This is a genomic window from Rhodococcus sp. BH4, from assembly GCF_002079265.1.
Classification (GTDB): Bacteria; Actinomycetota; Actinomycetes; order Mycobacteriales; family Mycobacteriaceae; genus Rhodococcus_F; species Rhodococcus_F qingshengii.
The window spans coordinates 5,010,074-5,035,051 of record NZ_CP014941.1; the positions used below are offsets into that span (position 1 = coordinate 5,010,074).

24 protein-coding genes are annotated in these 24,978 nt (G+C 61.0%); 10 read left to right on the forward strand and 14 right to left on the reverse strand.

The window, feature by feature from the left end; genetic code table 11:
* Positions 1-52: 52 nt before the first annotated feature.
* The 3 genes from A0W34_RS23015 to A0W34_RS23025 are packed head-to-tail and all read left to right on the forward strand — an operon-like array spanning position 53 to position 1,943.
* Positions 53-514 (forward strand): MarR family winged helix-turn-helix transcriptional regulator, encoded by a 462-nt coding sequence (locus A0W34_RS23015; protein WP_003940568.1) that lies wholly within the window; start codon positions 53-55, stop codon positions 512-514.
* Positions 511-939, forward strand: a complete 429-nt coding sequence (locus tag A0W34_RS23020) for an organic hydroperoxide resistance protein (protein WP_003939720.1) — start codon at positions 511-513, stop codon at positions 937-939. Before A0W34_RS23015 ends, A0W34_RS23020 begins: the two co-directional genes overlap by 4 nt.
* A complete protein-coding gene (locus tag A0W34_RS23025) occupies positions 936-1,943 on the forward strand; it encodes an NADP-dependent oxidoreductase (protein ID WP_019745038.1) in 1,008 nt (335 codons plus the stop codon). Before A0W34_RS23020 ends, A0W34_RS23025 begins: the two co-directional genes overlap by 4 nt.
* 78 nt (positions 1,944-2,021) lie before the next feature.
* On the opposite strand, the gene A0W34_RS23030 is transcribed toward A0W34_RS23025, so the two are convergent.
* The 3 genes from A0W34_RS23030 to A0W34_RS23040 all read right to left on the reverse strand — a co-directional run bounded on the left by A0W34_RS23030 (position 2,022) and on the right by A0W34_RS23040 (position 4,319).
* Positions 2,022-2,897, reverse strand: coding sequence for an oxidoreductase (locus tag A0W34_RS23030; RefSeq protein WP_073512772.1), 876 nt, complete (start codon positions 2,895-2,897; stop codon positions 2,022-2,024).
* A gap of 50 nt (positions 2,898-2,947) precedes the next feature.
* Positions 2,948-3,901: a membrane protein insertase YidC gene (yidC, locus tag A0W34_RS23035; protein WP_003939695.1), complete on the reverse strand. Its 954-nt coding sequence runs from the start codon at positions 3,899-3,901 to the stop codon at positions 2,948-2,950.
* Between the two features lie 112 nt (positions 3,902-4,013).
* The gene (locus tag A0W34_RS23040; RefSeq protein ID WP_029256089.1) at positions 4,014-4,319 is read right to left on the reverse strand and encodes a DUF6412 domain-containing protein; all 306 of its coding nucleotides are present in this window, start codon (positions 4,317-4,319) and stop codon (positions 4,014-4,016) included.
* A 389-nt stretch (positions 4,320-4,708) separates the two neighbouring features.
* Between A0W34_RS23040 and A0W34_RS23045 the strand changes: the two genes are divergently transcribed.
* Both A0W34_RS23045 and A0W34_RS23050 read left to right on the forward strand, forming a co-directional pair.
* Positions 4,709-5,248, forward strand: a complete 540-nt coding sequence (locus tag A0W34_RS23045) for a C40 family peptidase (RefSeq protein WP_039973374.1) — start codon at positions 4,709-4,711, stop codon at positions 5,246-5,248.
* Between the two features lie 190 nt (positions 5,249-5,438).
* Positions 5,439-5,675 carry a hypothetical protein gene (locus tag A0W34_RS23050; protein ID WP_007733940.1) on the forward strand — a complete coding sequence of 79 codons (237 nt, stop codon included), beginning with the start codon at positions 5,439-5,441 and terminating at the stop codon, positions 5,673-5,675.
* Here A0W34_RS23050 and A0W34_RS23055 read toward each other — a convergent pair.
* Positions 5,650-8,007 carry an ATP-binding protein gene (locus A0W34_RS23055; protein WP_007733939.1) on the reverse strand — a complete coding sequence of 786 codons (2,358 nt, stop codon included), beginning with the start codon at positions 8,005-8,007 and terminating at the stop codon, positions 5,650-5,652. The genes A0W34_RS23050 and A0W34_RS23055 overlap by 26 nt on opposite strands.
* Before the next feature lie 196 nt (positions 8,008-8,203).
* Here A0W34_RS23055 and A0W34_RS23060 point away from each other — a divergent pair, with 196 nt between their 5' ends.
* The 3 genes from A0W34_RS23060 (at position 8,204) to A0W34_RS23070 (ending at position 11,346) form a co-directional block, all read left to right on the forward strand.
* Entirely contained in the window at positions 8,204-8,929 is a 726-nt protein-coding gene (locus A0W34_RS23060; protein WP_058037903.1) for a GntR family transcriptional regulator, read from the forward strand.
* A 108-nt stretch (positions 8,930-9,037) separates the two neighbouring features.
* Entirely contained in the window at positions 9,038-10,612 is a 1,575-nt protein-coding gene (locus A0W34_RS23065) for an NCS1 family nucleobase:cation symporter-1 (protein WP_058037776.1), read from the forward strand.
* 5 nt (positions 10,613-10,617) lie between these two features.
* A complete protein-coding gene (locus A0W34_RS23070; protein WP_007733934.1) occupies positions 10,618-11,346 on the forward strand; it encodes an aspartate/glutamate racemase family protein in 729 nt (242 codons plus the stop codon).
* On the opposite strand, the gene A0W34_RS23075 is transcribed toward A0W34_RS23070, so the two are convergent.
* Together A0W34_RS23075 and A0W34_RS23080 are read right to left on the reverse strand one after the other, a co-directional pair.
* Positions 11,313-12,488 carry an MFS transporter gene (locus A0W34_RS23075; RefSeq protein WP_081558341.1) on the reverse strand — a complete coding sequence of 392 codons (1,176 nt, stop codon included), beginning with the start codon at positions 12,486-12,488 and terminating at the stop codon, positions 11,313-11,315. The genes A0W34_RS23070 and A0W34_RS23075 overlap by 34 nt on opposite strands.
* Before the next feature lie 98 nt (positions 12,489-12,586).
* Positions 12,587-12,898: an ArsR/SmtB family transcription factor gene (locus A0W34_RS23080; RefSeq protein ID WP_007733929.1), complete on the reverse strand. Its 312-nt coding sequence runs from the start codon at positions 12,896-12,898 to the stop codon at positions 12,587-12,589.
* Between the two features lie 338 nt (positions 12,899-13,236).
* Between A0W34_RS23080 and A0W34_RS23085 the strand changes: the two genes are divergently transcribed.
* Both A0W34_RS23085 and A0W34_RS23090 read left to right on the forward strand, forming a co-directional pair.
* Positions 13,237-14,487 (forward strand): MCE family protein, encoded by a 1,251-nt coding sequence (locus tag A0W34_RS23085; RefSeq protein WP_202425829.1) that lies wholly within the window; start codon positions 13,237-13,239, stop codon positions 14,485-14,487.
* 82 nt (positions 14,488-14,569) lie between these two features.
* Entirely contained in the window at positions 14,570-15,325 is a 756-nt protein-coding gene (locus tag A0W34_RS23090; protein WP_058037902.1) for a class I SAM-dependent methyltransferase, read from the forward strand.
* Positions 15,326-15,368: 43 nt separating this feature from the next.
* Here A0W34_RS23090 and A0W34_RS23095 read toward each other — a convergent pair whose 3' ends face one another.
* The 8 genes from A0W34_RS23095 to A0W34_RS23130 all read right to left on the reverse strand — a co-directional run bounded on the left by A0W34_RS23095 (position 15,369) and on the right by A0W34_RS23130 (position 24,954).
* The gene (locus tag A0W34_RS23095; protein ID WP_030535276.1) at positions 15,369-16,121 is read right to left on the reverse strand and encodes a MerR family transcriptional regulator; all 753 of its coding nucleotides are present in this window, start codon (positions 16,119-16,121) and stop codon (positions 15,369-15,371) included.
* A 75-nt stretch (positions 16,122-16,196) separates the two neighbouring features.
* Positions 16,197-17,684 (reverse strand): flavin-containing monooxygenase, encoded by a 1,488-nt coding sequence (locus A0W34_RS23100; RefSeq protein WP_156423121.1) that lies wholly within the window; start codon positions 17,682-17,684, stop codon positions 16,197-16,199.
* Positions 17,681-18,601: a hypothetical protein gene (locus A0W34_RS23105; protein ID WP_058037775.1), complete on the reverse strand. Its 921-nt coding sequence runs from the start codon at positions 18,599-18,601 to the stop codon at positions 17,681-17,683. Before A0W34_RS23105 ends, A0W34_RS23100 begins: the two co-directional genes overlap by 4 nt.
* Position 18,602: 1 nt before the next feature.
* Complete coding sequence (locus tag A0W34_RS23110) at positions 18,603-19,514, reverse strand: SDR family NAD(P)-dependent oxidoreductase (RefSeq protein WP_081558342.1); 912 nt, start codon at positions 19,512-19,514, stop codon at positions 18,603-18,605.
* A 169-nt stretch (positions 19,515-19,683) separates the two neighbouring features.
* On the reverse strand, positions 19,684-20,613 hold the full coding sequence (gene puuE, locus A0W34_RS23115) for an allantoinase PuuE (RefSeq protein WP_081558343.1): 930 nt from the start codon (positions 20,611-20,613) through the stop codon (positions 19,684-19,686).
* 16 nt (positions 20,614-20,629) lie between these two features.
* A complete protein-coding gene (alc, locus tag A0W34_RS23120) occupies positions 20,630-21,616 on the reverse strand; it encodes an allantoicase (RefSeq protein WP_081558344.1) in 987 nt (328 codons plus the stop codon).
* 3 nt (positions 21,617-21,619) lie between these two features.
* Positions 21,620-22,864, reverse strand: coding sequence for a DUF6986 family protein (locus A0W34_RS23125; protein ID WP_054780992.1), 1,245 nt, complete (start codon positions 22,862-22,864; stop codon positions 21,620-21,622).
* 62 nt (positions 22,865-22,926) lie between these two features.
* A complete protein-coding gene (locus A0W34_RS23130; protein WP_042922239.1) occupies positions 22,927-24,954 on the reverse strand; it encodes a CocE/NonD family hydrolase in 2,028 nt (675 codons plus the stop codon).
* Between the last annotated feature and the right edge of the window lie 24 nt (positions 24,955-24,978).

Below are 24,978 nucleotides of genomic sequence, written 5' to 3' on the forward strand. Positions count from 1 at the left end.
ATTTGACACTTCTTTGTTGTGCACAACTTAACTGTGCGCTACAGTTGTTCTCGTGACCAACCCACTCGCCCTCGAACGCCAGGTCTGCTTCGCCCTCTATTCGGCGTCGCGGGCCACGACGGCCGCGTACCGGGCGATGCTCGACGACCTGGGAATCACGTATCCCCAGTACCTCGTCTTGTTGACACTCTGGGAACGAGACGGCCGCGGGGTGCGTGAGATCTGTGAGGCACTCGATCTCGATACCGGAACTCTCTCGCCGCTGCTCAAGAGGCTCGAGGGTCTGGGATTCATCGAGCGCCGACGCCTCACCACGGACGAGCGTCGCGTCGAGATTCACCTGACCGAGGCGGGTTCCACCTTGCGCAGCAAGGCCGAGGACATCCCGGCCAAGCTCGCAGGCGCCACTGGTCTGAGTAACGACGAACTCACCGAACTCCGAGACGTTCTCACTCGTCTCGGTGAGTCACTTCAAGCATCCAACGCCCACTCCGACGGAAAGAAGAAGTCATGAACATCGTCTACACCGCAGAAGCACTTGCCACCGGCGAAGGCCGCAACGGTCACGCTCGCACCTCGGACGGACGCCTCGATCTCGGCCTCGCCATTCCCAAGGAAATGGGTGGCAGCGGCGAAGGCACCAACCCCGAGCAGCTCTTTGCCGCCGGATACGCAGCATGCTTCCACTCCGCTCTGCAGATGGTCGCCCGTGCCGAGAAGGCCAACGTGGCTGATTCCGCAGTCGGCGCGCGGGTCGGCATCGGCCCCAACGGTGCAGGAGGCTTCGGACTCGCTGTGACGCTGGAGGTTTCACTCCCCCATCTACCCCATGATCAGGCCGTCGAGCTGACGGAGAAGGCACACCAGGTGTGCCCGTACTCCAATGCAACTCGCGGCAACATCGAGGTCACCCTCGAAGTAAGTAAGGACGACGAATGAGCACTACCACTGTCAGCCGGGAAATCCGTCTCGCTTCACGCCCGAACGGTTGGCCCACGTCGGAGAACTTCGCCACCGCCGAAGTAGAACTCCCCGAACTCGAAGACGGCCAGATCCTGGTCCGCAACATCGCCATCTCCGTCGACCCGTACATGCGCGGCCGAATGAACGACGTGAAGTCCTACCTTCCGCCGTTCCAGGTCGGTGCGCCGCTCGACGGTGGTGCCGTCGGCGAGGTCGTCGAATCCAAGTCGGCTGATCGCGCCGTGGGCGACGTTGTCGTCCACGGCCTCGGATGGCGTGAATACGCCATCCTCGACGGATCCGCAGTGACTCCGGCCGACACGTCCATCGCGCCGGCGACGGCCTACCTGGGTGCCCTCGGCATGACTGGCCTCACCGCGTATGCCGGCCTCACCGCGGTTGCGGAGTTCAAGGAAGGCGATACCGTATTCGTCTCCGGCGCAGCAGGTGCCGTCGGATCGCTCGTCGGTCAGATCGCCAAGTTGCTCGGAGCGAAGCGAGTAATCGGTAGCGCCGGTTCACCGGCGAAGGTTGCCCGACTTCTCGAACTCGGATTCGATGCGGCATTCGACTATCACGACGGCCCGATCACCGAACTACTCGCCGCTGCCGCCCCTGACGGCATCGACGTGTACTTCGACAACGTCGGTGGCGAGCATCTCGAAGCCGCAATCGATGCCATGAACCAGGGTGGCCGGATTGCCCTGTGCGGAGCCATCGCTCAGTACAACACCACCGAGAAGCCCACCGCTCCCCACAACCTGGCACTGGTGATCGGCAAGCAGCTCACACTGCGCGGATTCCTCGTGGGCGGCTACCGTCACCTCGGTGGCGAATTCCGCACCCACATGGCAGGGTGGCTCGCCGACAACAAGATTCAGTGGGACGAGACCATCGTCGAAGGCCTGGAGAATGCACCGCAAGCGTTCATCGACCTGATGCGCGGCGCGAACACCGGCAAGATGGTTGTCACGCTGTAACCCGAACAACATCTAGCTCGAACGGATATGAAGGTGGCCGCGAACTTCTCGAAGTTCGCGGCCACCTTCATATCTCAATCAAATCCCGAACGAGACTCCGGTCAACTTCTCCGACAGTGTCCACAAACCCGAGGCTGTCTTCGTATCGTGTGACTTCTTGTTCGACCCCACGACCTTCGGATACCCTCGCTGCTCGAACGGACCGTCCGGTCCGATGTAACTGCCGCCGAAGGCATCCGGCGCGGTTGCCGCCCACAGTTCGGGAAGGGCGCCCATCTCCGCGGACTGCGCGAAGATCGAATTGCCGATTCCCATCAGCTTGTCCTGGATCGACTCGGTGTGCCCCTGCAGGTTCGTCGACGCGTACCCCGGATGCGAAGCGAGCGCTTTGAGCGAAGATCCCGACGCCGCGAGCCTGCGTTGAAGTTCGTACGTGAACAACAGATTGGCAAGCTTCGACTGCCCGTAGGCCAACCAGCGGTTGTACTTCCGACGCTCGAAATTGAGATCGTCCAGATCGACACTTCCGAGCTGATGCAGGGCACTGGACATCGTCACGACACGATCGGTGAGCTTGTCCTTCAGCAATCCGGTCAACGCGAAGTGTCCGAGATGATTTGTGCCGATCTGCATTTCGAATCCGTCGACCGTCCGGCGGAACGGAACCGCCATCACGCCGGCGTTGTTCACCAGGACGTCGACCTTCTCCGTTGCGTCGGCAAAGGCTCGTACCGACGACAGATCCGAGAGGTCCAATTTGCGGACAACCGCGTTGGGCCCGATCTCGGCGGCTACGGCGTCGGCCTTCGTGGTGTCACGACAGGCGAGGACGACGTCGGCCCCGGCTTTGCCCAGCGCTCGTGCGACTACCTCACCCAGTCCGCTGTTCGCCCCCGTGACGACAAATGTGCGGCCGGTCTGATCGACTACGTCTTCTGCGGTCCATTTGGTCATGCTTTCCAGCGTACGTGCCTTACTCGCCGGTAGGGAGGGGTCGCTTTCCGTCATCGCCTGCGCTTGGCGCGGATGGGCTTGGCGCCCGGCAGCGGCGGTGCAGCCACTCTGGGCGACGGGGGCGCGGTCATTCCGGGAGTCGGCGACGATTCGGCTTCCTTCTGCTCCGCAGCGATGCGTCCGTACACAAAATGCTGTTGTCCCAGCGTCCAGCAGTTGTTACTCACGAAATACAGCAGGATCGCCACGGGCGCGAACGCACCGAAAGCGATCACCCCCACCGGAAACACCCATAATGCGAGCTTGTTCATGATCGCTGTTTGAGGGTTGACGGTTCCGGTGTCCACTTGGCGCGCGATGGATGCCCGCGATGTGAAATGTGTAGCGACGGCGGCAAATATCATCAGCGGTACAGCTACCAGAATGATGGAGATACGGCTGACGTCGCCGAATGCTTCCAGTTGTGCTGCCGGGCTCGAAATCATGGCGGACAACGGTGCGCCGAACAGTTTGGCGTCGAGAAAAGACTGCACATCCGAGGCACTGAAGAAGTAGTTGGCCGTGTTCGCGTTGTCCGCCACCGACATCGGTTCGGTCGGGCTCAGAAACGGGACGTGCGATGCCGCTCCGGTCCGATTGAACGATCGCAGGACGTGATAGAGACCAATGAACACCGGTGCCTGAACCAGCATCGGCAGACAGCCGAGCAACGGACTGTAATTATGTTCTTTCTGCAGCTTGGCCATCTCTACAGTGAGTTTCTGCCGGTCACCCGAATACTTCTTCTGCAACGCCTTGATCTGAGGTTGCAGCTTCTGCATCACCAGTTGAGTGCGGACCTGCTTGACGAAGGGTTTGAACAGCAGGGCTTTGAGCGTGAAGACGAGAAATACGACCGACAACGCCCACACGACGCCGTTGTCGGGTGATCCGGAGACCAGTGAGAAGACCTTGTGCCAGAACCAGAGGATTCCGGACACGGGGTAGTAGACAAAATCGAGCATGACGAATGAACCTCACCGAGAGGCACGCTCAGAGAGATGAGAGCGCGGGAATGGTTGTGGACGCAAGACGTCTGACCGACCTACGACGAGTTCACACCCGTCGACTGCCGATCTACAGACCGATTCCCGGAGCTCGAGGTTGCGGACGACCGGGCGCGTCCGGGCTGCTCTGCCTGCGGAAAGCACCACGCAGGCAGCGTTCGTCATCAGACGGGCCAGTGGCCGAAACCGCGCATAGTTGCAGAAGTTCGTACTTCGAGGAAGTTGCGAGCGCAGCGACCACGAAGACGGCAATCGCAGTTCCCAGCACCGCGGCGCTACCCGAGGAACCAAGCGGAGGCACTGCGAGAAGAGCGATGAACGGCAGCAGAAGCAGCAACAGTGACCGTGTCACCGTTCCTGTGCTCCGCTGTTGCATGACTGCGAGAGTACAGAACGTCTGCCGAATCCAGCCAGACGCTTGCCTCACGTACTTTTTCGCGCAGCCATTTGTGCGCAGGATCGTGGTCCATCCGACCGTGCCACTGTTGAGCGTTCGGCGCTCCCGCTGCGAATCGCCTGACCGGAGCCGGGGGACGCCGGCCGCCGTGCCCTCCTTGATTCGGATCACGAAAGTCCGTCGAAGTTCTCGCGATCGATCAACAGGCCTTGCACCCACAATGCCGCTCGAAACAGGTATGCACCCCGTCCAACTGACCGGTGCGAACACGTCGAGGCGCAACCAGGCTGAGTGTCGCAAGCCGAAGCCCGATCACACCCATCTGGACACCTGCTTCGGGACGCATCGACGCAAAGACAACACGCGAAATGTCGCACCACCGATTCACCGACCCCCGCACGAAGAAGCATGCACTCGGAAGGGCGCTTGTCGTCGGCGTTCTTTCCCTGACAACCCTTGCCGTGAGTATCGACACCGCGAACGCTCAGGCCCCCGTGCTTCGGGACTGGAACATCGCCGCAGTTTCCGTCGACACGAATCCGGCGAAGGTGTCAGCTTTCGCTTCCTCGGATACAGGCCGCGTATTGGCAGCCGCAGAGTCCAAGATCGGCGCTCCGTACGTCTGGGGCGCGACCGGGCCGGACTCGTTCGACTGCTCCGGTCTCGTTCAATGGGCCTATGCACAAGCGGGCGTTTCGATTCCGCGAACCAGCTACGACCAGGCGGTTGGCGGCACTCCAGTTTCCCGGGACGATCTACAGCCGGGTGACGTGGTCCTGTACTACGGCGGGGAGCATGTGGGGATCTACGCCGGAGGCGGTGAGATCGTTCACGCCCCGACGTCCGGGGAGTCGGTCGAACGCGCACCCGTGGACTCGATGCCGTACTACCTCGCCCGACGTTACTGACATGAATCCCGCAAGCTCGATGAAACAGCGTGTATCGCGGCGATATTCGAATCGCTCGTCGCGAGCCGAACGATTGACACTCCCCCATTGCGCGGAATGTGATGTCATCCTCTCACCCGCGAGCGCGGTCTGCGCCAGGTGTCGTGGGGCGCGGTTGGACGTGACGCGGTGTTGCGGAGACGGCACTGTCGTGTCCTGGCGAACGGTTCACGGCGACCCCTCGACCGTTCTCGCCATCGTGGAATTGGACGAAGGGCCGTGGCTGTATACTTTCCTCACCGAATCCCCTCGCGCGGATGCGCCTGGACCGCTACGAGTGTCGTTTCAGGGGCGTGAAGAAGGTAAGCGCTACCCGGTGTTCTGCTTGTGCGGCGACGACCGTGGTGAACTGCTATCGGACGTCAACTCCGGCCTGCTGAGCCATTGACCTCACGCGAGTCACGCTCCTGCGCGGTCGAGACGTACCACGCTGCGATCTGCGCTCTGGAACTGAATCCCAGTTTTGTCAGTACGTGTTCCACGTGTCCCTGAGCGGTGCGCAGCGAGATTACCAAGTGCTCCGCAATCGCGCGATTGGTCAACCCTTGGGCAACCAGTTCCGCAACTTGCTGCTCACGAGGAGTGAGGTGAGGCCCTTCAGCCGACGACGCAGTCGTGACACTGGAGCGCTTGTCGAGCGCATATGCGACAGCTTCACCCTCGGACATCGCAAACCCGCTGCGAAACGACTTGTCGAAAGCATCGTCACCCATGGCTTTGCGAGCAGTCTCTGCAGCAGTGTCGTGATGAGCTGACAAACCCGGCAGGCCCGCCAGCCGTCCCCCGACCTTCTGCCAATACATGGCTGCCGCGCCGAGCAGAACCGCTGCATGCTTCCAATCACGTTGCGCTGCAGCAATCCACGCCAACGGCTCGATACACCACGCCGAGTTCATCGGGGCATCGAGAATTCTCAAACTTCGAGTCAAATAGTCACTTGCGGCCTCCAATTCACCTCGGAGCCAGCTCACGAGCCCGAGAGTTCCCAGCGCAAATGCCTGGAACATCATCTCGTCGGCGGGCACGGTGATCGCGAGAATCTCTTCGTTGCACTCCACAGAGCGATCAAGAGCGCCGGACAGGAAGTACGCGACTCCCAAGGTGTCCAGGCCGATCACAACATGCAGCAGATTCTTGTCGAGTCGAAACAGCGTCAACGCGGATTCCAGCTTGGCTGTAGCGGTATCGAAGTTACCTCTGAAGGTATCGACGTATCCGTCTCCCCACGTCGCCAAGCCGCGCGAGCGCACATCCGCCAAGTCGTTTGCCAGGCGCCAACTCTCGTCGACCAACTCTTCTGCCCGTTCGAGTTCCCCCTGCATCGCGTGATTCACGGCGTCGATGGCCAAGACATCCACTCGGAACGGATCCAGCTCTCGATCCTCTGCATTCAAGGCTCGATCCGTCCAGTAACGCGCCTGCACAAGTAATCCACCTGCAAGCCAGAATCTGTACAACGCACCGACCATTCGCGTTGCAGATCGCGCCTCTCCGGCAGTGGAAATCGAGTACTCCAACGCATCGTTGACGTTGCGCTGTTCACGACCGAGCCTTGCGATCCAGGCAGCTTGCCGGCCACTGATCCACTCGGCTTCCGCATGAACGACCAGTGCCTCGAACCAATCACGATGGCTTCGACGCAGAGCGGAATACTCACCGGCGGACTCCAACTTTTCATGTCCGTACTCCCGGAGTAGGTCGAGGAGGTGGTACCGAACATCCCCGTCGGTTTCCTCACGAATCAGGATGGACTTCTCGACCAACGCGGTGACGAGATCGAGCACTTCGGTCGAATTCATGTCCTGCCCACACACGCCCTCAGCGGCGTCGAGGTCGAACCCACCCGAGAACACCGACAACCTCCCCCACAACTGCTGTTCGGTTGGCGAGCAGAGGTCGTAACTCCAATCGATCGACAATCGCAGCGTCTGTTGACGACTCGGAACGTCGCGTCCACCCGTTGTAAGAAGTCGGTATCGATCCGAGAGCCTGTTCATGATCTGCTCAGCAGACATACCACGCAGGCGAGCTGCCGCCAGTTCGATCGGAAGTGGGAGTCCATCCAAGTCGTGACAGATATGCGCAACGGCGCGCTTGTTCTCCTCGGTGAGGGTGAAACCAGGTACGACGGAAGCCGCACGCTCGGTGAACAACGACACCGATTCGTACTGGGCAATTCCCTCGAATTCGGGCGGCTGTTGCTGCGGTGTGGTGAGTGAGGGAACGCGCATCGTCACCTCACCGCCCAGGCCCAGCGATTCGCGGCTCGTCGCCAGGATCTTGACGCCGGCACATCGCCGTAGGATCGCGCCTACGAACACAGCGACGGCATCGACCAGATGTTCACAGTTGTCGAGCACCAACAGCAGACTCCGATCGGCGCAGTAGTCGATCAATGCCTGCAGCGGGTCCGCCGACGAGACCGACCGGACACCAAGGGTCACGGCGACATGATCTTCGAGGAGATCCGAATCTGTCTGCTCCCCCAGTTCCACCAACCAGGCACCGTCTCGAAACACCCTTTGCAACGCGCCCGCAAGTCGGATCGCGAGCCGTGTCTTGCCCACGCCACCGATCCCGGTGAGTGTCAACAAACGGGACGTCTCGAACAATCTCCTGGCGTCGGCCAACTCACGCCGACGACCGACGAAACTCGTCAGCTCCAAGGGCAGGTTGCCGACAACTCGCTGGTCGGCTTCTGAGCGCACAGCGGATGCCATCGACCGACTCGCTTTCTGCCATACCACTACACAACAACGCTACCCCCACGATCGGCCTCCCGAGCAGCACTCACGCGAGCATGTGATCGGAGCCCACTTGTTCTCCCCCGAGTGCGAGATGCACGACGGCCACACCGGTGTCACGCAGACGAAACAACGTATTCCTACTCTGGCAGACAGACGAAGGGAGAGCGACATGCCGCCGCGCCGTAGATCGGTACTGCTGACGCAACTGGTAATCGATGCTCCCGGAAGTCCCCAACAAACGATCCTCGACGAACTGCGGCGAGTGATTCTGTCGGGTTCGGCGCCTCCGGGTACCCCGATTCCTCTCGGCGACGTGGCTGATGTGTTCGGTGTCAGTCGAATACCTGTGCGGGAATCACTGAAAACACTGGTCGGAGAGTCCTTGGTCGACCATCGACATCAATTCGGCTACACCGTTGCTCAGCTGACGCCGGCAGAACTGCGAGAGATGTACATCGTCCGCGAAACTCTCGAATCAGCTGCATTGGCCGTCGCCGTCGAGCAGGCAACCGAAGAGGATCACGAACACGCCGTCGAGGTGAACTCCCGTTTGGAGATCGCGTTGCGCTACGACGACTCTCAGTCCTATCACTGTGAGAGCCGAAACTTTCATCTCGCACTGACCCGACCGTCGCAAATGCTTCGACTTCTGCACATGTTCGAAGCTGCCTGGAACATCACCGAACCTGTACAGCCGATGGTCCATGTTGCCGGCGTCGATCGCCAGGTTCTGCACTCCGATCACACCGCGATGCTGGACGCATTCCTGCGTCGGGACGCATCCGCACTTCTGAGCGCTTCCGAAATCCATCATCGCCGACTCGATACCGTGATCGCGACTCTACCGACAGACACCGGTCTATTGGCCGAAAAAGATATACCGATCACGCAATAGTCGTGCAACACAGCATCGATACCTTTCTCTCAACACAGTTTTCATCACTGACGCTGAGAGCTCGTGGCACCGTCCGCTGATTTCCTGCACTGATGCACAGGAGCTGTCATGACCGACATTCTTCCGTCCCGAACGACCACTACCCCCACTCCCCCAAAGGAAACCGGATCGGGTGACCTTGTCGAAGCCGCGGGTCACCCTGTCGGAAGCGGCCTGATCAAGCCGGGCTACGACCCTCGTTTGACCAACGAGGACTTGGCGCCGCTTCGCAAGCAGACCTGGTCGTCGTACAACATCTTCGCCTTCTGGATGTCCGACGTACACAGCGTCGGCGGATATGTCACTGCCGGTAGTCTTTTCGCACTGGGATTGGCCAGCTGGCAAGTACTCGTCGCCCTGCTGGTCGGTATCACGATCGTCTACTTCTTCTGCAATCTCGTCGCCAAGCCCAGCCAAGTTACCGGCGTGCCGTATCCGGTGATCTGCCGCAGCGTGTTCGGCGTCCTCGGCGCGAACATCCCGGCAATCATTCGTGGCCTGATTGCCGTGGCTTGGTATGGAATTCAAACCTTCCTCGCTTCAGCAGCCCTCGATGTCGTACTGATCAAACTCTTTCCGTCACTCGCGCCCTATGCCGTCGTCGAAGACTACGGATTCGCCGGACTCTCCGCACTGGGCTGGGGAAGTTTCATGCTCCTGTGGGTACTTCAGGCCTGTGTCTTCTGGCGAGGCATGGAATCGATCCGCCGCTTCATCGACTTCTGCGGGCCGGCTGTGTATGTCGTGATGTTCATGCTGTGCGGCTACCTGATCTACAAGGCAGGCTGGAGCGCCATCGATCTCACGCTCGGCGACGTCAAGTACTCGGGTTTCGACGCCGTGCCGGTCATGCTCGGTGCGATCGCTCTGGTTGTCTCGTACTTCTCCGGACCGATGCTCAACTTCGGCGACTTCTCCCGCTACGGAAAGTCGTTCACTGCCGTCAAGAAGGGCAACTTCCTCGGTTTGCCGTTGAACTTCCTCGTATTCTCGGTGTTGGTCGTCGTCACTGCATCGTTGACGCTGCCGGTGTACGGCGAACTGATCACCGATCCCGTTGCGACCGTTGCACGAATCGACAGCACCTTCGCCATCGTTCTCGGCGCACTCACCTTCACCATCGCCACGATCGGCATCAACATCGTGGCCAACTTCATTTCCCCGGCCTTCGACTTCTCCAACGTGAGTCCGCAGAAGATCAGCTGGCGCGCCGGCGGAATGATCGCAGCGATCGGCTCGATCCTCATCACGCCGTGGAACTTGTACAACAATCCGGACGTCATTCACTACACACTCGAAACCCTCGGAGCCTTCATCGGTCCGCTGTTCGGAATTCTGATTGCCGACTACTACCTCGTGCGCAAGCAGAAGGTCATCGTCGACGAACTGTTCAGCATGTCGCCGACCGGAACCTACTGGTACAGCAAGGGATACAACCCTGCTGCAGTGATCGCCACCGTGGTGGGAGCCGTCGTCGCGATGGTCCCGGTCCTGGGCAAGGACCTCACCGGGATGTACACCGCAGCGCAGTACAGCTGGTTCATCGGTTGTGGGCTCGGATTCACCGTCTATTACCTACTCGCCGCGCGCTCTTCCTCAGCTGTCCGGAATGCTTCCTCTCCCGACACTGTGACGGTCGACTGATCGTCATGAGAATCAAGGTGATCAACCCCAACACCACGTGGGCGATGACCGCCAAGATCGAGGAATGTGCCCGGACCGTCGCAGGCTCGGGCACATTCGTCGAGGCTGTCAGCCCTGCCATGGGTCCCGCGTCGATCGAAAGCCACTACGACGAAGCTCTCAGCGTCCCCGGAATCCTGACCGAGATCGCCGCCGGAGAAAAGAACGAAGTCGACGGCTACGTCATCGCTTGCTTCGGTGACCCAGGTCTTGATGCAGCCCGAGAGTTGGCCAAGGGCCCCGTCGTAGCTGTTGCCGAAGCGGCCATGAACTACGCAAGTTTCCTGGGTCGCGGATTCAGCATCGTGACCACTCTCGGTCGAACCCGCGGCCGCGCAGCCGATCTGGTGGACCGGTACGGCATGCAGGCTCGGTGCCGGGGTATCCACTCCTGCGAGATTCCGGTTCTGGAACTCGATCGTGATCCCGACGCGCGAAAGGTGATCTTGGAAGCCTGTTTCGACGCATTGGAGCAAGACGACTCGGACGTCCTCGTGCTGGGTTGCGCCGGCATGGCGGACCTGTGCCAGGACTTGTCCGACGAACTGGGTGTCCCGGTAGTCGACGGCGTTGCCGCTGGGGTCACGATGGTTCAGTCGTTGGTCACCCTCGGACTGTCGACCAGTTCGCGCGGCGAGTTCGCACGGCCACTTCCCAAGAACTACACCGGTACACTGACACCGTTCTCGCTGTGAGCGTGCCTGAGCGAGAGTCGAACACCTGTCACCAGCAGCGCCAGGATCGCGAACAATACTCCAGCCCAGACTAATTGGCGGGTTTCGAAATGCGCGAGAAACAGTCCACCGACCGCAGTGCCGAGCGTGATCCCCAGGTTGGAGAACGAGATGAAAAGGCTGTTGCCGAATTCAGGCGCGTCGACTGCGTCTCGCCCCATCCAGCTCTGCGAAACCACCAGTCCACCGGAATGCACTACACCCCAAACCAACACGGCTACAACCATCGCGCCGAAGTACGGGCCCGCCAGATAGAGCATCACGTAGACGACGATGTACAGCAAGGGAAAAGCCACAACCGTGCGCACCACCCCCTTGGCGAGCAGAGCCCCGAAGACGAAGTTGCCGAAGATCATCACGACACCGAAAGCCAAGAGCATCGCGCTGATCCACGATCCGCTCATGCCGGTCACTTCGCCGAGGTATTCGGCAAAGTATCCGTACACCGAGAACATGGCTGCGAGGACGAAGGTGACGGAAAGAATGGTCAACCACACGCGCGGCCGGCGAAGTATCCCGACCTGTGCACCGTACGACAGGCGTTGTGTCACAGGAGCCGAGGGCAGAAGTACGACAATTCCGAGAAACGCGAGAACGTTGACCACGGCTCCGAACACGAATGCTGTCGACACCGAAAAGTTCTCGGCCAAATAGGACGTCAAGGGCACGCCGAACGCGAATCCGACTGTGACGCCTGCAAATACCTTGGTCACCGCGGCGGTCGCCTGTTCCGGCGATACCAGACGAACCGCACTTGCAAGCGCGACAGCGAAGAAGACCGGATGAACCACGGCGGGGATGATCCGAAATGCAAACATCACCTCGAAACTCGATGTGGTCGCATACACCACATTTGAGACCGCAAAGACTGCAATCGCCACCAACAGAACGGTTCTCCTGTTGATTCCCGAGGTGATCAGCGTTGTGAACGGACCGGTCACCGCCACGACGAGTGCAAACACACCGACCAACCATCCGGCAGTCGACGCGGTGATACCGAACTTTTCGCTGATCTGAGGCAGAACCCCGATAATGCCCATCTCCGTAGTGATGATTCCGAATACACCCAACGCCAGAACCGGTATCAACAATTTCGACTTCACGACACACTCCTCACTACTTCGTCACACAAGAAAGTTACATATCTAGATATGTAGATATATTTGGTTGAACAACCCAGCCGACGAGGGCAATTCGGCCGCTACAGCTTTTCGCGAACGAATTCCCTGAACTCGCCGATCACGGATTCGTTTCGTCGGTAATACGTCCACTTCCCGATGCGCTCGGACTCGAGCAGACCCACATCTTTCATGCCCTGCAGGTACCCCGAGATCACCGACTGGGCAAGTCCCGATCGCCCCTGGATGTCACCCACACAGACTCCGATGTGAAACCCGAGATCCTGCTGCGTATACGAGTCCTCGTCGAAGTACTTCGCCGGGTGCGCGAGCCACTCCATGATCTGCAGGCGAGTCGGGTTGGACAGCGCCTTGAAGATCGCCAAAGCATCCATGGACCACACCCCTCTGCACGACAACCGGAACGCATCTACTTTTATGGATATGTTTGGCGAAGTCAAGCCCGATCCGGACCGAAAGCCGTCTGCATCACATCGAAGCATTCGAAGTGAGCTGCGACACTTACGTTTCGACGACCTGCGGAAATCTCAGCGCCGACTTTCTATCTGTGACGACTTGTTTATAGTTATCGCCAACAACGAATTGCCGGAAGTTTTCGGTTCACCTCAGAACGTCCGTGGGTGAACACAATTCGCTCAACACCAGCCGTACCCGGCTTGTCATTCGGGAGTCGAACCATGAACACACCGCATCAGTTCAGGGTCGTCACCTCATGGTGATGTCGAAGCTCGCCAAATGGCAGCTGGTCGCCCTCGTCGTGGTTGCACTCCTGGGCTTGATCTATGTCGGAGCGAAATACGTACGGCTGGACAATCTTCTGGGATTCGGCCAATACACGGTCAAAACCGAACTGGCGACGTCCGGTGGCATCTTCACCAACGCCGAAGTGACCTATCGCGGTGTACCCGTCGGACGCGTCGGTGACATGTCGCTCACGTCCGACGGAATCGAAGTCGACCTGTTGATCGACAGCAGTGCTCCTCAGATTCCCGCATCCGCGCGGGCCGTGGTGGCCAATCGCTCAGCCATCGGCGAGCAGTACGTCGACCTTCAGCCCGATACCGACCAGGGCCCGTTCCTCGAAGACGGCTCGGTGATCGCCGTGGGCGACACAACCACGCCGATCCCGATCGAGAATGTCTTGACCAGCGCCAACGGTCTGGTGCACTCCGTTCCGGTCGACGCACTCCACACCGTCGCGAAAGAACTCGGCGCGGCATTCAACGGCAAGGGCGAAGATCTGCAGGTACTTGCCGACTCGCTGTCGGGGATCTCCCAGTCGGGCCTCGACACCCTTCCCCAGACCCTCGGACTGATCCGCGACAGCCAGACGGTGCTCACGACCCAGTCCGATCAATCGTCGGCGATCAAGCAGTTCAGCACCGACCTCGACGCACTGACGGCGCAATTGCGCACCAGCGACCCCGACATCCGACGCGTGATCGACAACGGCATACCGGCCAGCGAACAAGTCGGCTCTCTCGTCACCGAAGCCGGCCCCGCGCTCACGACCAACCTCTCCAACCTCTCCGCCGTTGCAGCGGCAGCCGCACCGACACTGCCCTCGCTGCAGCCCTTCCTGCTCTTCCTGCCTGCGCTCGCCGGGGCGGCGCCCACCGTTGCACCGGGAGACGGCACAGTACATCTGGGCTTGGTACTCGAGACCAACAACCCGCTCTCGTGCACCGTCGGTTACGAAGGGACCATGGCGATCCTCGACGAGATGAAGCGCAAGGACCCGAACTTCGACGACACGACGCAGAACTTCCCGTTGAACACTGCCGCCAACTGCCAGGCACCTCAGGGCAGCGAAACGGGGGTTCGTAGCGCCAACCGCATCGCGTTCGCCGACCCGAACACCTCGCAACCGTGGGACGGCAAGCCCAAGGTGGACCCGGACAAGCTCAACCTGAACCCGATTGCCACTCAACTCGCACCGATGCTCGGCGCCACCCCGAAGTAGCCGTAAACAACTGGCACCGTCGACCCTCCGCGACGATGATGATGTGATGTCGGAAGGAACGCCTGAAGGCGAGCCACAGAGCATGTCACGAGGTTTCGACGAACTTGTCGCCGAAGCGGAATCCGCCTCCGTCGACGGGTGGGATTTCTCGTGGCTCGACGGACGCGCCACGGAGCAGCGTCCGTCGTGGGGGTACCAGAGGCTGATGGGTGAACGTCTCGGCCGCGCCGGCGCCGCATTGGACATCCAGACCGGCGGCGGCGAAGTCCTCGCCGCTGCACCGTCACTCCCGCCGGTGATGGCTGCAACCGAATCCTGGCCACCGAACATCGCCAAGGCCACCGCCCTTCTGCGTCCCCGAGGTGTGGTGGTGGTCGCGGATCAGGACGAGCCGCCGCTACCGTTCGCCGATTCGGCTTTCGACCTCGTGACCAGCCGACACCCAGCGACGGTGTGGTGGACCGAAATCGCGCGGGTACTCGAACCGGGAGGAACGTACTTCGCTCAACATGTGGGTCACGCCAGCGTGTTCGAACTGGTCGAGTACTTTCTCGGTCCTCAGCCGCAGGCTCGTCGCGGACGGCACCACGAGGACGAAACTGCCGACGCGATTGCGGCCGGGCTCACCCTCGTCGACCTTCGCTTCGAGCGTCTGCGCATGGAATTCTTCGACATCGGCGCCGTTGTCTACTTCTTACGCAAGGTGATCTGGATGGTTCCGGGATTCACCGTCGCGCAGTATCGGGACCGGCTCCGCGAACTCGATCAGCAGATCCGCCGCGACGGATCTTTTGTCGCGCACTCGAGTCGATTCCTGATCGAGGCACGCAAGAGCTGAGCGCACCGCGACGGGCCGCACATCCCGAACGTGATCGATGCTGCTAGTCGGACTCGTCGGCGTCGCTCCGCGAGCCGATCGCAGCGGCAAGATAGTCGCCGAGTTCACGCTGAAGGTTCGCGTCGAGTGCCCGGGCCAGTGCCGAATGTACCGACGCCACACCGAGTTCACGCATCGTCTGGAGCATCTCGGCTGTTCCGGCAACCTCGTCGCCCTCCGGGAGCCAACCGACCCCGTGCTGATCGACGATGCGATCCTTCGCCGCCTGAATCAGGTCTTTGGCGATCCCGTCCACAGCGTTGTGAAGCTTTTCGTGCACATCGACCAGTTGATCGAGAGTGAAACCGTAGTCGAGGAGACTCGAAAATCCGCTGAGCAAAGCAGGATCGGTGAAAACGCAGTTCTCTCCTTCGATCTGTACCAGTCCGAGATCTACGAGACGATCCAGTTGACCATCTGCATCTCCCCCGAGAAACTCGCGTACGACGGCCATCTCGATACTCACGGTGTCGCTGCGGGACCATGGTTCGGTGACCGCGTGCTGCAGACCCAGCACCTCTGTCAGGTCTTTCCCGCTTTCCCACCCGGTGATGAAGTCGTCGATATGCGCAGTGGTGAAACCTCGTTGAAGAAGCGTGTCGATCAGCTTGAGGCGTTCGAGGTGCGCGTCGCCGTAGATGCCTACCCGCCCACGTTTCTCCGGCGGAGGAAGCAATCCACGTTCCTGATATGCCCGTACATTCCGCGAGGTGGTGCCCGCAGCGCGCGCTAGATCGTCGATGCGGTACTCGGTCACCGCCTCGTCTCCTCTGCCGCGTCGGTCGTCACGATTCCAACTTAGTGGCAACACCAGGCCGATCAGAACCCGGGATCAGGTCTGCGCGGTGTCTTTCTCGCGCACCGTGCTCGTGTAGTCCCGAAGATCCACCGATTTCAATTGGTTCACGTACTGGGTCGCGAAACCGGGAAACATAGTGGCATTGAATCCTTCGTCGGTGAGATACCAACTCGAACATCCCGAGTTCCACGTGGTCTTCGACAGCCGACGCTGCAACTCGACGTTGTACGCATCTTCGACATCTTGACGAACATCGAGTGCCTTGAGGTCGCGCTCGAGAACGATCTTGATCGCTTGGGCGAGATAGTCGAGTTGCGCTTCCATGTACACAAGGGCGGAGCTGTGCCCCGGACCCGAGTTGGGTCCGAAGGTGAAATACAGGTTGGGATAACCGGATACCGCAATGCTCTTGTACGCACGCGCCCCGGATTTCCACTCCTGAGCGAGCACACGTCCGTCCCGGCCGATGATCGGGACCGGTGTTCCGGTCTTGCAAACGTCGAAGCCGGTGGCGAAGACGATGCAGTCGAATTGATGCTCGATCCCTTCGACCGTGCGAATGCCATGTGGCGCCAATCTCGCGATCGGCCAGGTCACGAGTGTGCAATTGTCTTGCTGGAGAGCCGGGTAATACTCGCTGGTCATCAGCAACCGCTTGCACCCTGCCCGAAAGTCGGGAGTGAGTTGTCGCCGCAACCACGGGTCCTTCACCTGCATGCGCAGATGAAGACGCCCGACTGTTTCCACCACCCTCGTCAACGGGGATTCCCACACCACCCCGAGAGCTACCGATTCGTGTCCCCAGTACCAAGCCCGACGCGCCAGAGTCTGGACGACCGGATGACGACGGTACAGATCCTTCGTGCGAGATCGGGTGCGTAGGTTTGCTCGCGGCAATGCCCATCCCGGTGTTCGTTGGAAAACCTTCACTGATCGTGCAGTTTTCACGAGTTCCGGGACGATCTGGACGCCACTGGCCCCGGTTCCGATCACTGCGACCCGCTTGTCGGTGAAGTCGTAGTCATGGTCCCAGCGAGCACTGTGAATCTTGTGTCCTTCGTAGCTCTCCAAACCCGGAACAGCAGGAAAGCTGACGTTCGCCAGCGGACCGGACGCCATGACGACGGTCCGGGCAATGACCGCTTCACGGCCCTCGAGCGCGATCGCCCAGACACCTGTCTGCTCGTCCCACTCGACGCCCGTGACGTTGCACCGAAACCGAATCTTCGGCTCGAGGCCGAACTCTTTCACCATCGTTCGGATGTAGCCGAGGATCTCCGCGCTGGCCGAGTAGGTGTGCGACCAGTCCGGGTTCGGGGCGAAACTGTACGAGTACAGACGGGACGGAATGTCGCACGCAGCTCCCGGATACGTGTTGTCGCGCCACGTCCCGCCGACCTCCGTGCCGCGTTCGAGAATGACGAAGTCCTCGATACCGTTCTGCTTCAACCGAATCGCCGCTCCGATTCCTGCGAAACCTCCACCGATGATCGCCACTGACAGTGGCACGGCAGTACTCATGCGAGTGGCTCGTACGTAAGTTCTTTGGCCCAGGTCGGCTCGGAATTGAGCCTGCTGCCGGAAAGTCGGCCAGTGACCTTGACCATCCGATCGGCAAGCAGATGGTAGGGATGGTTGCGATTGATGACCATGTTGCCGTGCCACTTCACCACCCGATACATCGGGACGCGGAGCGCGGCCGGACTCCGTTCGCCTACGTTCCTGAATCGCTTCATCGCGGTGTAGAGCCGTTCCTCGTTCACTCCCATGTCGACGATGTTGTCGCGCATCTTGTTCAGCAGCGGGATGTAGCGAAGTGTCCCGATGATCAACGCCGGATTCAACCAGGCGCCGACGGTTTCGACAACGAGCTTGCGCGTCGTCGAGTGCCCGAGCATCTCGATCACCGCAAAATCGACCGCCAGATGCCTGGACTCGTCTGCATTGATCTTCTTGAACACAGCCTGACAGACCGGATCCTCGATCTCGTCCATGATGAACTTGACCAGGGCTCCGTCGAGCGCCACCTCGAGCATCGGTATGACGGTCCCGAGAATCGAGAGCGACAAACCGTCGGAATGCTTGTCCAGCCAGTCGATGACGAGCTTGACGTTGATGTTGGGCTCGGGCATCTCGTCGCCGTCCAGCATTCCCCACCGACGCATCAGCGCGAGTTCGGCGTTGGCGTGCTTCTGTTCCTCGGCGTGGAAATGCCGATAGATGTCTCGGAGAGTTTCAGTCGGCGCCTTGATAGCCATCGCAGCGAAGCCACGGGCACCGACGTTCTCGATCCACATCAGGTCCGACATGAACGGTTTCAGCTTCGCATGAAGCTCTGGACTGATCGTCTCGGCGCCCGGAGCATCCCAGTCGATGTCCACCAGAGCCCATTGGCGGTCCTTGATCTTGTGCAGCATGCCGTCGAAATCGAAGGACATGTCACGCTCCTTTCGTGCTCGGCGAGTTCGTCTCCGGCGCCGCCGAAGTTCCAGATGATCCCGACTTCTGTTTCGGTGCAAAGCGATTGAGAACTCCACAGCCCCAGGTGTATGCAACGGGTAGATACCGTTTGAGTCGCCAGATCACCTTCGCATCGAACTGCGGCACCACGTAGAGTCGACCCTTGTCGTAGGCGTCGAGAGTGGTGACGGCGATGCGCTCCGGCGAATAGCCGGTTCGCCGCATCAACGCTTGCGCCAATTGTGTTGCTTCCGCGGTGATTCGGCCGTCGAGAGCAACATTTGTCTTGACGAAGGTCGGACACAGCACCGTCACCCGCACTCCCGTACCGGCATGTTCAGCGGACAAGGTCTCCGAGAGCGACATCACGGCGGCTTTACCGACGTTGTAGGGCGCCATCAGCGGCGCAGCCGCAAACCCAGCAGCCGAGGCCACGTTGATGAATCCCCCGGCCCCGCTCGCACGCAGTTGTGGCGCGAATATCTCACAGCCGTGCACGACACCCCACAGATTGATCCCGAGTGCCCACTCCCAATCGTCGAAACCGATCTGGCCCACAGGTTTTCCACCGATACCGACCCCGGCGTTGTTGATCACCAGCGAAAGCGGACCCGCAAGTTCGAGTTCCGCGAACAACGCCAGGTCCTGAACCTGCTCACGAATTGACACATCGCATTTGACGGCGTGCGCGGTACCACCGATCTCATCGATGAGTGCCACTGTTTCCTTGGCCCGTTCCAGCGAGATATCCGCGCAGATCACCTCACCGCCTCTGCGCGCCAACTCCAACGAAAAGGCACGGCCGATTCCGCTGCCGGCGCCGGTCACCACTGCGCGGGCATTGTGGGACACCTTCGATCCGCGGTTCTTGGTCGGTTTCTTGGTCGGCACCGGTCGGCTCACCTTGAAGACGCTTCGACTGCTGTGTGTTTCTCCATCTCCAAAGAGTCATCCACAACCGTGCCAGTTGTCAATGGCCTAGAATTCGATGGCGGAATACGCGGCAGTCGAACCAGTACCCGGACTGCTCGAATGAAGTCTTTTGTCGACCGACCGTGATCTAAACGGGGTGCGCGGTCTTCCAGTGCTCGGCGATGTCGATGCGCCGCGCGATCCAGACCTTCTCGTGTGACTGCACGTGGTCCAGAAATCGCTCGAGAGCGGCCGCACGGGCAGGGCGGCCGACTATGCGGCAGTGCAACCCGATCGAGAGCATCTTGGGCGATCCGGCCGTCCCCTCCGCATACAGCACGTCGAAGGCATCGCGTAGGTGCGCAAAGAACTGATCACCGCTGGGAAATCCTGCGGGAGAGGCGAAACGCATGTCGTTGGTGTCAAGGGTGTACGGGACGACCAGGTGCTTCACCGATTCTGCGCCACGCGGAACGTCGACCCAGTACGGCAGATCGTCGGCGTATGAATCGGAGTCGTAGACGAAGCCGCCGTGCTCGACCACCAATTCGCGGGTGTTCGGTGAATCGCGCCCGGTGTACCAACCGAGGGGCGCCGAACCCGTCAGATCTCGCAGAATCTGCACGGCCTCGGCCATGTCTGCGCGTTCGCGCTCGATGTCCACGGATTGGTAAGACTTCCAACGTAATCCGTGGCACGCGATCTCGTGGCCCAACTCCTGAAAAGCACTGACTGCTTCGGGGTTCCGCTGCATCGCCCGCGCCACCGCAAAGACTGTGAGAGGCAGGTTTCGCCGCTCGAAGGTTCGCAGTACACGCCACAACCCGGCCCGGGAGCCGTACTCGTACAGCGATTCCATGCTCATGTGTCGATTCGGAAATGCCTCTGCCGGAGTCATTTCCGACAGAAATGTTTCCGAAGCCGCGTCCCCGTCCAGGACGTTGTTCTCGGCTCCCTCTTCGTAGTTGAGCACGAACTGAACCACTATCCGCGCGTCGCCGGGCCAGTGCGGATGCGGCGGATGAGGGCCGTACCCCACCATGTCCCGGGGATAGTCGTCGCGCGGATAGTCGCTCATGCCAACAACTTTACCGTCAGCGCCCGGAGATCACAGCGCGAGCAGCGTCGGTGAGTACGCCGAAGACTCTCAGCCGCGCCAGGCCACCGTCCGGGAAGATGTCCAGACGAACATCGGTGACCTGGACTTCGGAATCGATCGGAAAGCGATGGCGCGTATCCGGACGCAGCGTCGTGCGCGGCAACAGTTCGATCCACTCCCCCTCCGACGTCCGCCCGGTCAGAGCACCCTCACCTGGACTGTTTCCGAGGAAGTACGAGGTGTCGATCTCGACGAAACTCAGTACGCCTTCACCCGCGAGTTGTACTTGCACCCAGTCGTTTCCGTTGTCGCGGCGCCTGGCGGTCTCCCACCCGTCACCCATCGAAGCAGCGCGTCCGGGAAACAGGATGTTCTGCGGTGAGCTGTAGAACATGTTGGAGCAATCGGTCACGCGGCCACCGTTTTCGAGTGCTGCGAGGTCCAACGGCCCGGCATCGAGGAAACGCGGGTCCGGCCGCGCTTCGCCGTGAACACGGAATCTTGCCACGCCGCCGTCCGGGTAAATGGTCAGCTTGACGTGCGTCCACCGCTGCTCCGACGCCACCGCGAACGGATTCTCCGAGTCACCATGCACGATCGAGCGCTCGACGATGGTTGTCCACTCACCGGATCCGGCCAGGTCGGCGGGATCCGGATACCCGTCGACCGAGATTGCTTCCACCGAGATCTCGGGCGGGTAATTGCCCTTGAACCACGCGGTGTCGACCACGACGCCTCGCACCACTCCGGGAACACCGAGTCGGACGATCGCCTCGTCATGGCCTGCCACCCGGCGGCGACGCGTCTCCCAACCGTCGTACACCTGCCCCTTGTGACCGAACGTCGCCGGCTGGTACCCGGCCTTGCCTGGGCGGATCAGGGCCTCACGCTCGGCAAACGCCTCGTCGTTCGCCCAGATGACGGCTCCGCCGAGGGTGCGCAGTGCGAGATCGGGCAGCAAGGTGAATTCGGTGGTGCTCATCGGTCAGTGTTCTCCTGTGATCGGTGTGGTGCGTCCTACGAGGTGACGGAGTGCGTTGGTGTCGGCGCTCGGGGCGAGCCGGAGAACTTCGGATTCCGGATAAGCCCCCGCGTCGAGCCCGCGCAGTACCACCGCTGCGAGCGCCTGGGCGGTTGCAGGTTCGTCCATCACGTCGCCACCTTGGCGCCCCAAGTACGACTGGATGCGCGGGGCAGCGGCGCCGAGCGCGTTGCGATAGAAGCCGAACGTGGCGAGCCAGCGGGTGACCAGATGCCCGGGGTGCATGTCCCACCCCTGGTAGTAACCGCGTTCCAGGGACCGCGTGACGAGGCGATGGTGCCGAGTGATCGCGTCGCGGATCGCCGTAACGCTCCCGACAGGCGCGACCTGAGTCGACCCGTCGCACACCCAGACGCCGGTCTGCGCGGCAGCAGCCAACATGACAGCCTTTGCGTGGTCTGCCACCGGATGTTCGAGCGACTGATGACGCGATGCAATTCCGCAAGCTGCACTGTAATCGTAAGTGCCGTAATGCAAACCGGTCAGACGACCGGCACCGCGATGGATGGCCTGAGCAACTGCCACCGTTCCGTCGGCCGCGATGACCGCCTGCGGGCTCTCGATCTGCAACTCGAACCGAAGCGAACCGAGCTCGAGTCCGTGCGCCTTCTCCAGCTCTTCGCAGAGCAACACCGTCGCCGTGACCTGCTCCACCGCGCGCAGTTTGGGAACGGTGAAGACAAATCCGTCCGGCACTCCGCCGGCCGCGTCGAGCACAAGCTCGAGCGTCCTGATCGAGCGCCGACGCTCACCGGCCGGCAACCCCTTGAACCTGATGCCACTCCAGTTCGGCCCGGCAGGATCAGCGCTGAGCGCGGCAAGCGTCTGTCCGGCCGACGTCGCTGCATCGTCTTCTTCTTCGTCGCTGCGGCGTCCGTACCCGTCCTCGAAATCGATCCGAAAGTCTTGGACCGGCTTGCGGCCGAGTTGAACTCGCACATCAGCGAGCGCATTCTCCGTGTCGAGATCGGCGAACACATGAGCATGGGAATCGAGAAGCGCGATCGCCTGCTCACCCCAGAGTCGAGGGGTGTCGACGGTTGCATCCGCGGCACTGACGTAAATCGTGTGCACGGGTTGGATCTCGTCACGGTTTCCCGGGTACTGCGCCGCGAGCCGCTCGTCCACCGGATCCAGAAGTCCGTCCAGACGATCGTGGACGGCGGCGGAGAGTCGGGATTCTGTCATCGGACGATCTTCTCAGAACGTCCGCGAGCCCGCAGGTTCTCACGCCGCCGATCCAATCCGAGTCAGCGGCCCCCGACGAACGGAACGTTGACGAAGCTCGGCCGGTCTGCAGCCAACTCGATGTGCTGCGGTTTGAGTTGGCTGTCGGCGAGCATCGGGCCGAGCGCCAGGTATCGCGGCACGCTGGCAGCGTAGACGTCGACGCGGAGCCGGTGCCCCGGTTGCAGCACTGCGTCCGTCGGGAGCATGTTGATGTCGACGGTGGTGACCTCACCGGGAACCACCGGCTGACGCGTGTCGATCGTCAGATAGTGGTGCGGTTCACTGTAGTCACCGTTGGCCGAGCGAGTGCTCTTCGAATCGTCGACTGCCCGCAGCGACGCAGTCAAAGCGCCGTTCGTGATCGGTGTCGATGTTCCGTCCGGTGCTACGTCGTTGACCGTCGCTGCCCAGAATCCGTCCGTCGCGTCCAAGACTGTCTCGAGATGGACGTTGATCGGGCCCGAGAGTGAGGTCGGCTCCGTCACTGCCTCACCGGTGAACGTCAGGCCCTCCGCTTCCTGGAATCGGGAATCCTTGGAACACGTCGCACCGAGCACCACGGAGATCCCGGCAGTTCCCTGAGTTCCGTCACCGGAGCAGAAGCCTCGCAGTCCTGGTGCGACTGTCAATCGCGCTGCGGCACTGGGCGGGTCATTCGTCAGCGAACCGTCATACGATGCGTGGGCGGCAGTACCGCTGGGCGCAGAGTTCAGATACATACGTTCGTAGCTCGCACCGGCTCGCGGGAACTGATCGTCCGTGATCCATCCGCCGCCTTGCTGGAACATCGTCACCGGACCGTAACGATCGATTCCGTTGTCGATGCCCTTGAGCCACTTGTCGAACCACGCACGTTCGAGTACGTCGAGGCGCGGCGGCGCACCGTCCTTGCCGAATCCTCCACCGGGAGTGACGTGATAGCCGTTCCCCATGATCAACTGCTTCTGCCCGGGCGGCAGATCGATTCCGTTGTAGATCCGCGGCTCACTGTTGGCGAAGATGTCGTGCCAACCGCCGTAGACCATCGTCGGAACGGCGATGTTGCCGACGTCAGCGGCTCGGTCCTGATAGAACTGCCCGTCTTGCGCGACTTGCAGAGTCGACGGCGACACGTCCTCGATTCTCTGAGCCGTCATCGCTTGCACCAGTTCAGGAATCAGCGTTCCCGGATCCTCGAGGCGGCTCGCCAACCACAGGGGATCGAAGTTTCCTTGCAGGATGTCCTGAACGTTCGGGATGAGTTTGAGCCCGTTGACCGCGGTCAACCACAACGGCATGAACCCGACTCCGAGGCCGCCACCGGTTCCGACGATGTCGCGCAGCAGATCGTTGCCAGGTTCGACCGGAAAGATCGCCTTCAGTGCAGGTGGATTGTTGCTCGCCGCCTGCACCGAGTTGATCGCGGAGTACGAGATGCCCGCCATCCCTACTTTCCCGTCGGACCATCCTTGCTTGCTCATCCAGTCGATGACCTCGACCGAATCCTGTTGCTCGCGCTTACCGAGCACGTCCCAATTACCTTGGGAGAAGCCGGTTCCACGTGCATCGACCACTACCTGCGTGTATCCGTTCTGGACCAGATCACGGTTGACGCCGAGAACCCTGGCGCCTCCGCCGGCGATGACGCCCGTCAACTCCGACACGCCGTCGAACGGCGCCGCGAGGTCGAGCGAGTTCGCAACGTCCATCAGCGTCTCACCGACCTGCGGGATCGACAGAGCTGAATCCACCAGTGTGTCCAGCAGTTTCGTGTACGGCGTGATGTTGAGGACCGAAGGCGTCTTCGATTCCACGGCCCGCCCGGATGCATCCGCCGGTCGGTACACATTCGCTTGCAGAACTGTGCCGTCACTCATCGTGATGGGCACGTCCCACTCGATGGAGACCCCCGGATACTGCGGCGTCGCCTCCGTTGCCGCGAGCCAGGCCTGCCCGTCCGACCCTCCCGTCGGATCCGCAGAAGCGACGGCGCTCGGCACCGTCAATCCCACGACGCACAGCCCCACCGCAATCGTTGTCGACCTTCGACGTAGAAGTCGTGTCCTCACGAAAACCCCAATTTTCTGTTGTGA

Coding starts and splice junctions, on each gene's coding strand:
- A0W34_RS23020 (WP_003939720.1), top strand. CDS start 511: ATGAACATCGTCTACACCGCAGAAGCACTTGCCACCGGCGAAGGCCGC.
- A0W34_RS23025 (WP_019745038.1), top strand. CDS start 936: ATGAGCACTACCACTGTCAGCCGGGAAATCCGTCTCGCTTCACGCCCG.
- A0W34_RS23030 (WP_073512772.1), bottom strand. CDS start 2,897: ATGACCAAATGGACCGCAGAAGACGTAGTCGATCAGACCGGCCGCACA.
- yidC (WP_003939695.1), bottom strand. CDS start 3,901: ATGCTCGATTTTGTCTACTACCCCGTGTCCGGAATCCTCTGGTTCTGG.
- A0W34_RS23040 (WP_029256089.1), bottom strand. CDS start 4,319: ATGCAACAGCGGAGCACAGGAACGGTGACACGGTCACTGTTGCTGCTT.
- A0W34_RS23045 (WP_039973374.1), top strand. CDS start 4,709: ATGTCGCACCACCGATTCACCGACCCCCGCACGAAGAAGCATGCACTC.
- A0W34_RS23055 (WP_007733939.1), bottom strand. CDS start 8,007: ATGGCATCCGCTGTGCGCTCAGAAGCCGACCAGCGAGTTGTCGGCAAC.
- A0W34_RS23060 (WP_058037903.1), top strand. CDS start 8,204: ATGCCGCCGCGCCGTAGATCGGTACTGCTGACGCAACTGGTAATCGAT.
- A0W34_RS23065 (WP_058037776.1), top strand. CDS start 9,038: ATGACCGACATTCTTCCGTCCCGAACGACCACTACCCCCACTCCCCCA.
- A0W34_RS23070 (WP_007733934.1), top strand. CDS start 10,618: ATGAGAATCAAGGTGATCAACCCCAACACCACGTGGGCGATGACCGCC.
- A0W34_RS23080 (WP_007733929.1), bottom strand. CDS start 12,898: ATGGATGCTTTGGCGATCTTCAAGGCGCTGTCCAACCCGACTCGCCTG.
- A0W34_RS23085 (WP_202425829.1), top strand. CDS start 13,237: ATGGTGATGTCGAAGCTCGCCAAATGGCAGCTGGTCGCCCTCGTCGTG.
- A0W34_RS23090 (WP_058037902.1), top strand. CDS start 14,570: ATGTCACGAGGTTTCGACGAACTTGTCGCCGAAGCGGAATCCGCCTCC.
- A0W34_RS23100 (WP_156423121.1), bottom strand. CDS start 17,684: ATGAGTACTGCCGTGCCACTGTCAGTGGCGATCATCGGTGGAGGTTTC.
- A0W34_RS23105 (WP_058037775.1), bottom strand. CDS start 18,601: ATGTCCTTCGATTTCGACGGCATGCTGCACAAGATCAAGGACCGCCAA.
- puuE (WP_081558343.1), bottom strand. CDS start 20,613: ATGAGCGACTATCCGCGCGACGACTATCCCCGGGACATGGTGGGGTAC.
- alc (WP_081558344.1), bottom strand. CDS start 21,616: ATGAGCACCACCGAATTCACCTTGCTGCCCGATCTCGCACTGCGCACC.
- A0W34_RS23125 (WP_054780992.1), bottom strand. CDS start 22,864: ATGACAGAATCCCGACTCTCCGCCGCCGTCCACGATCGTCTGGACGGA.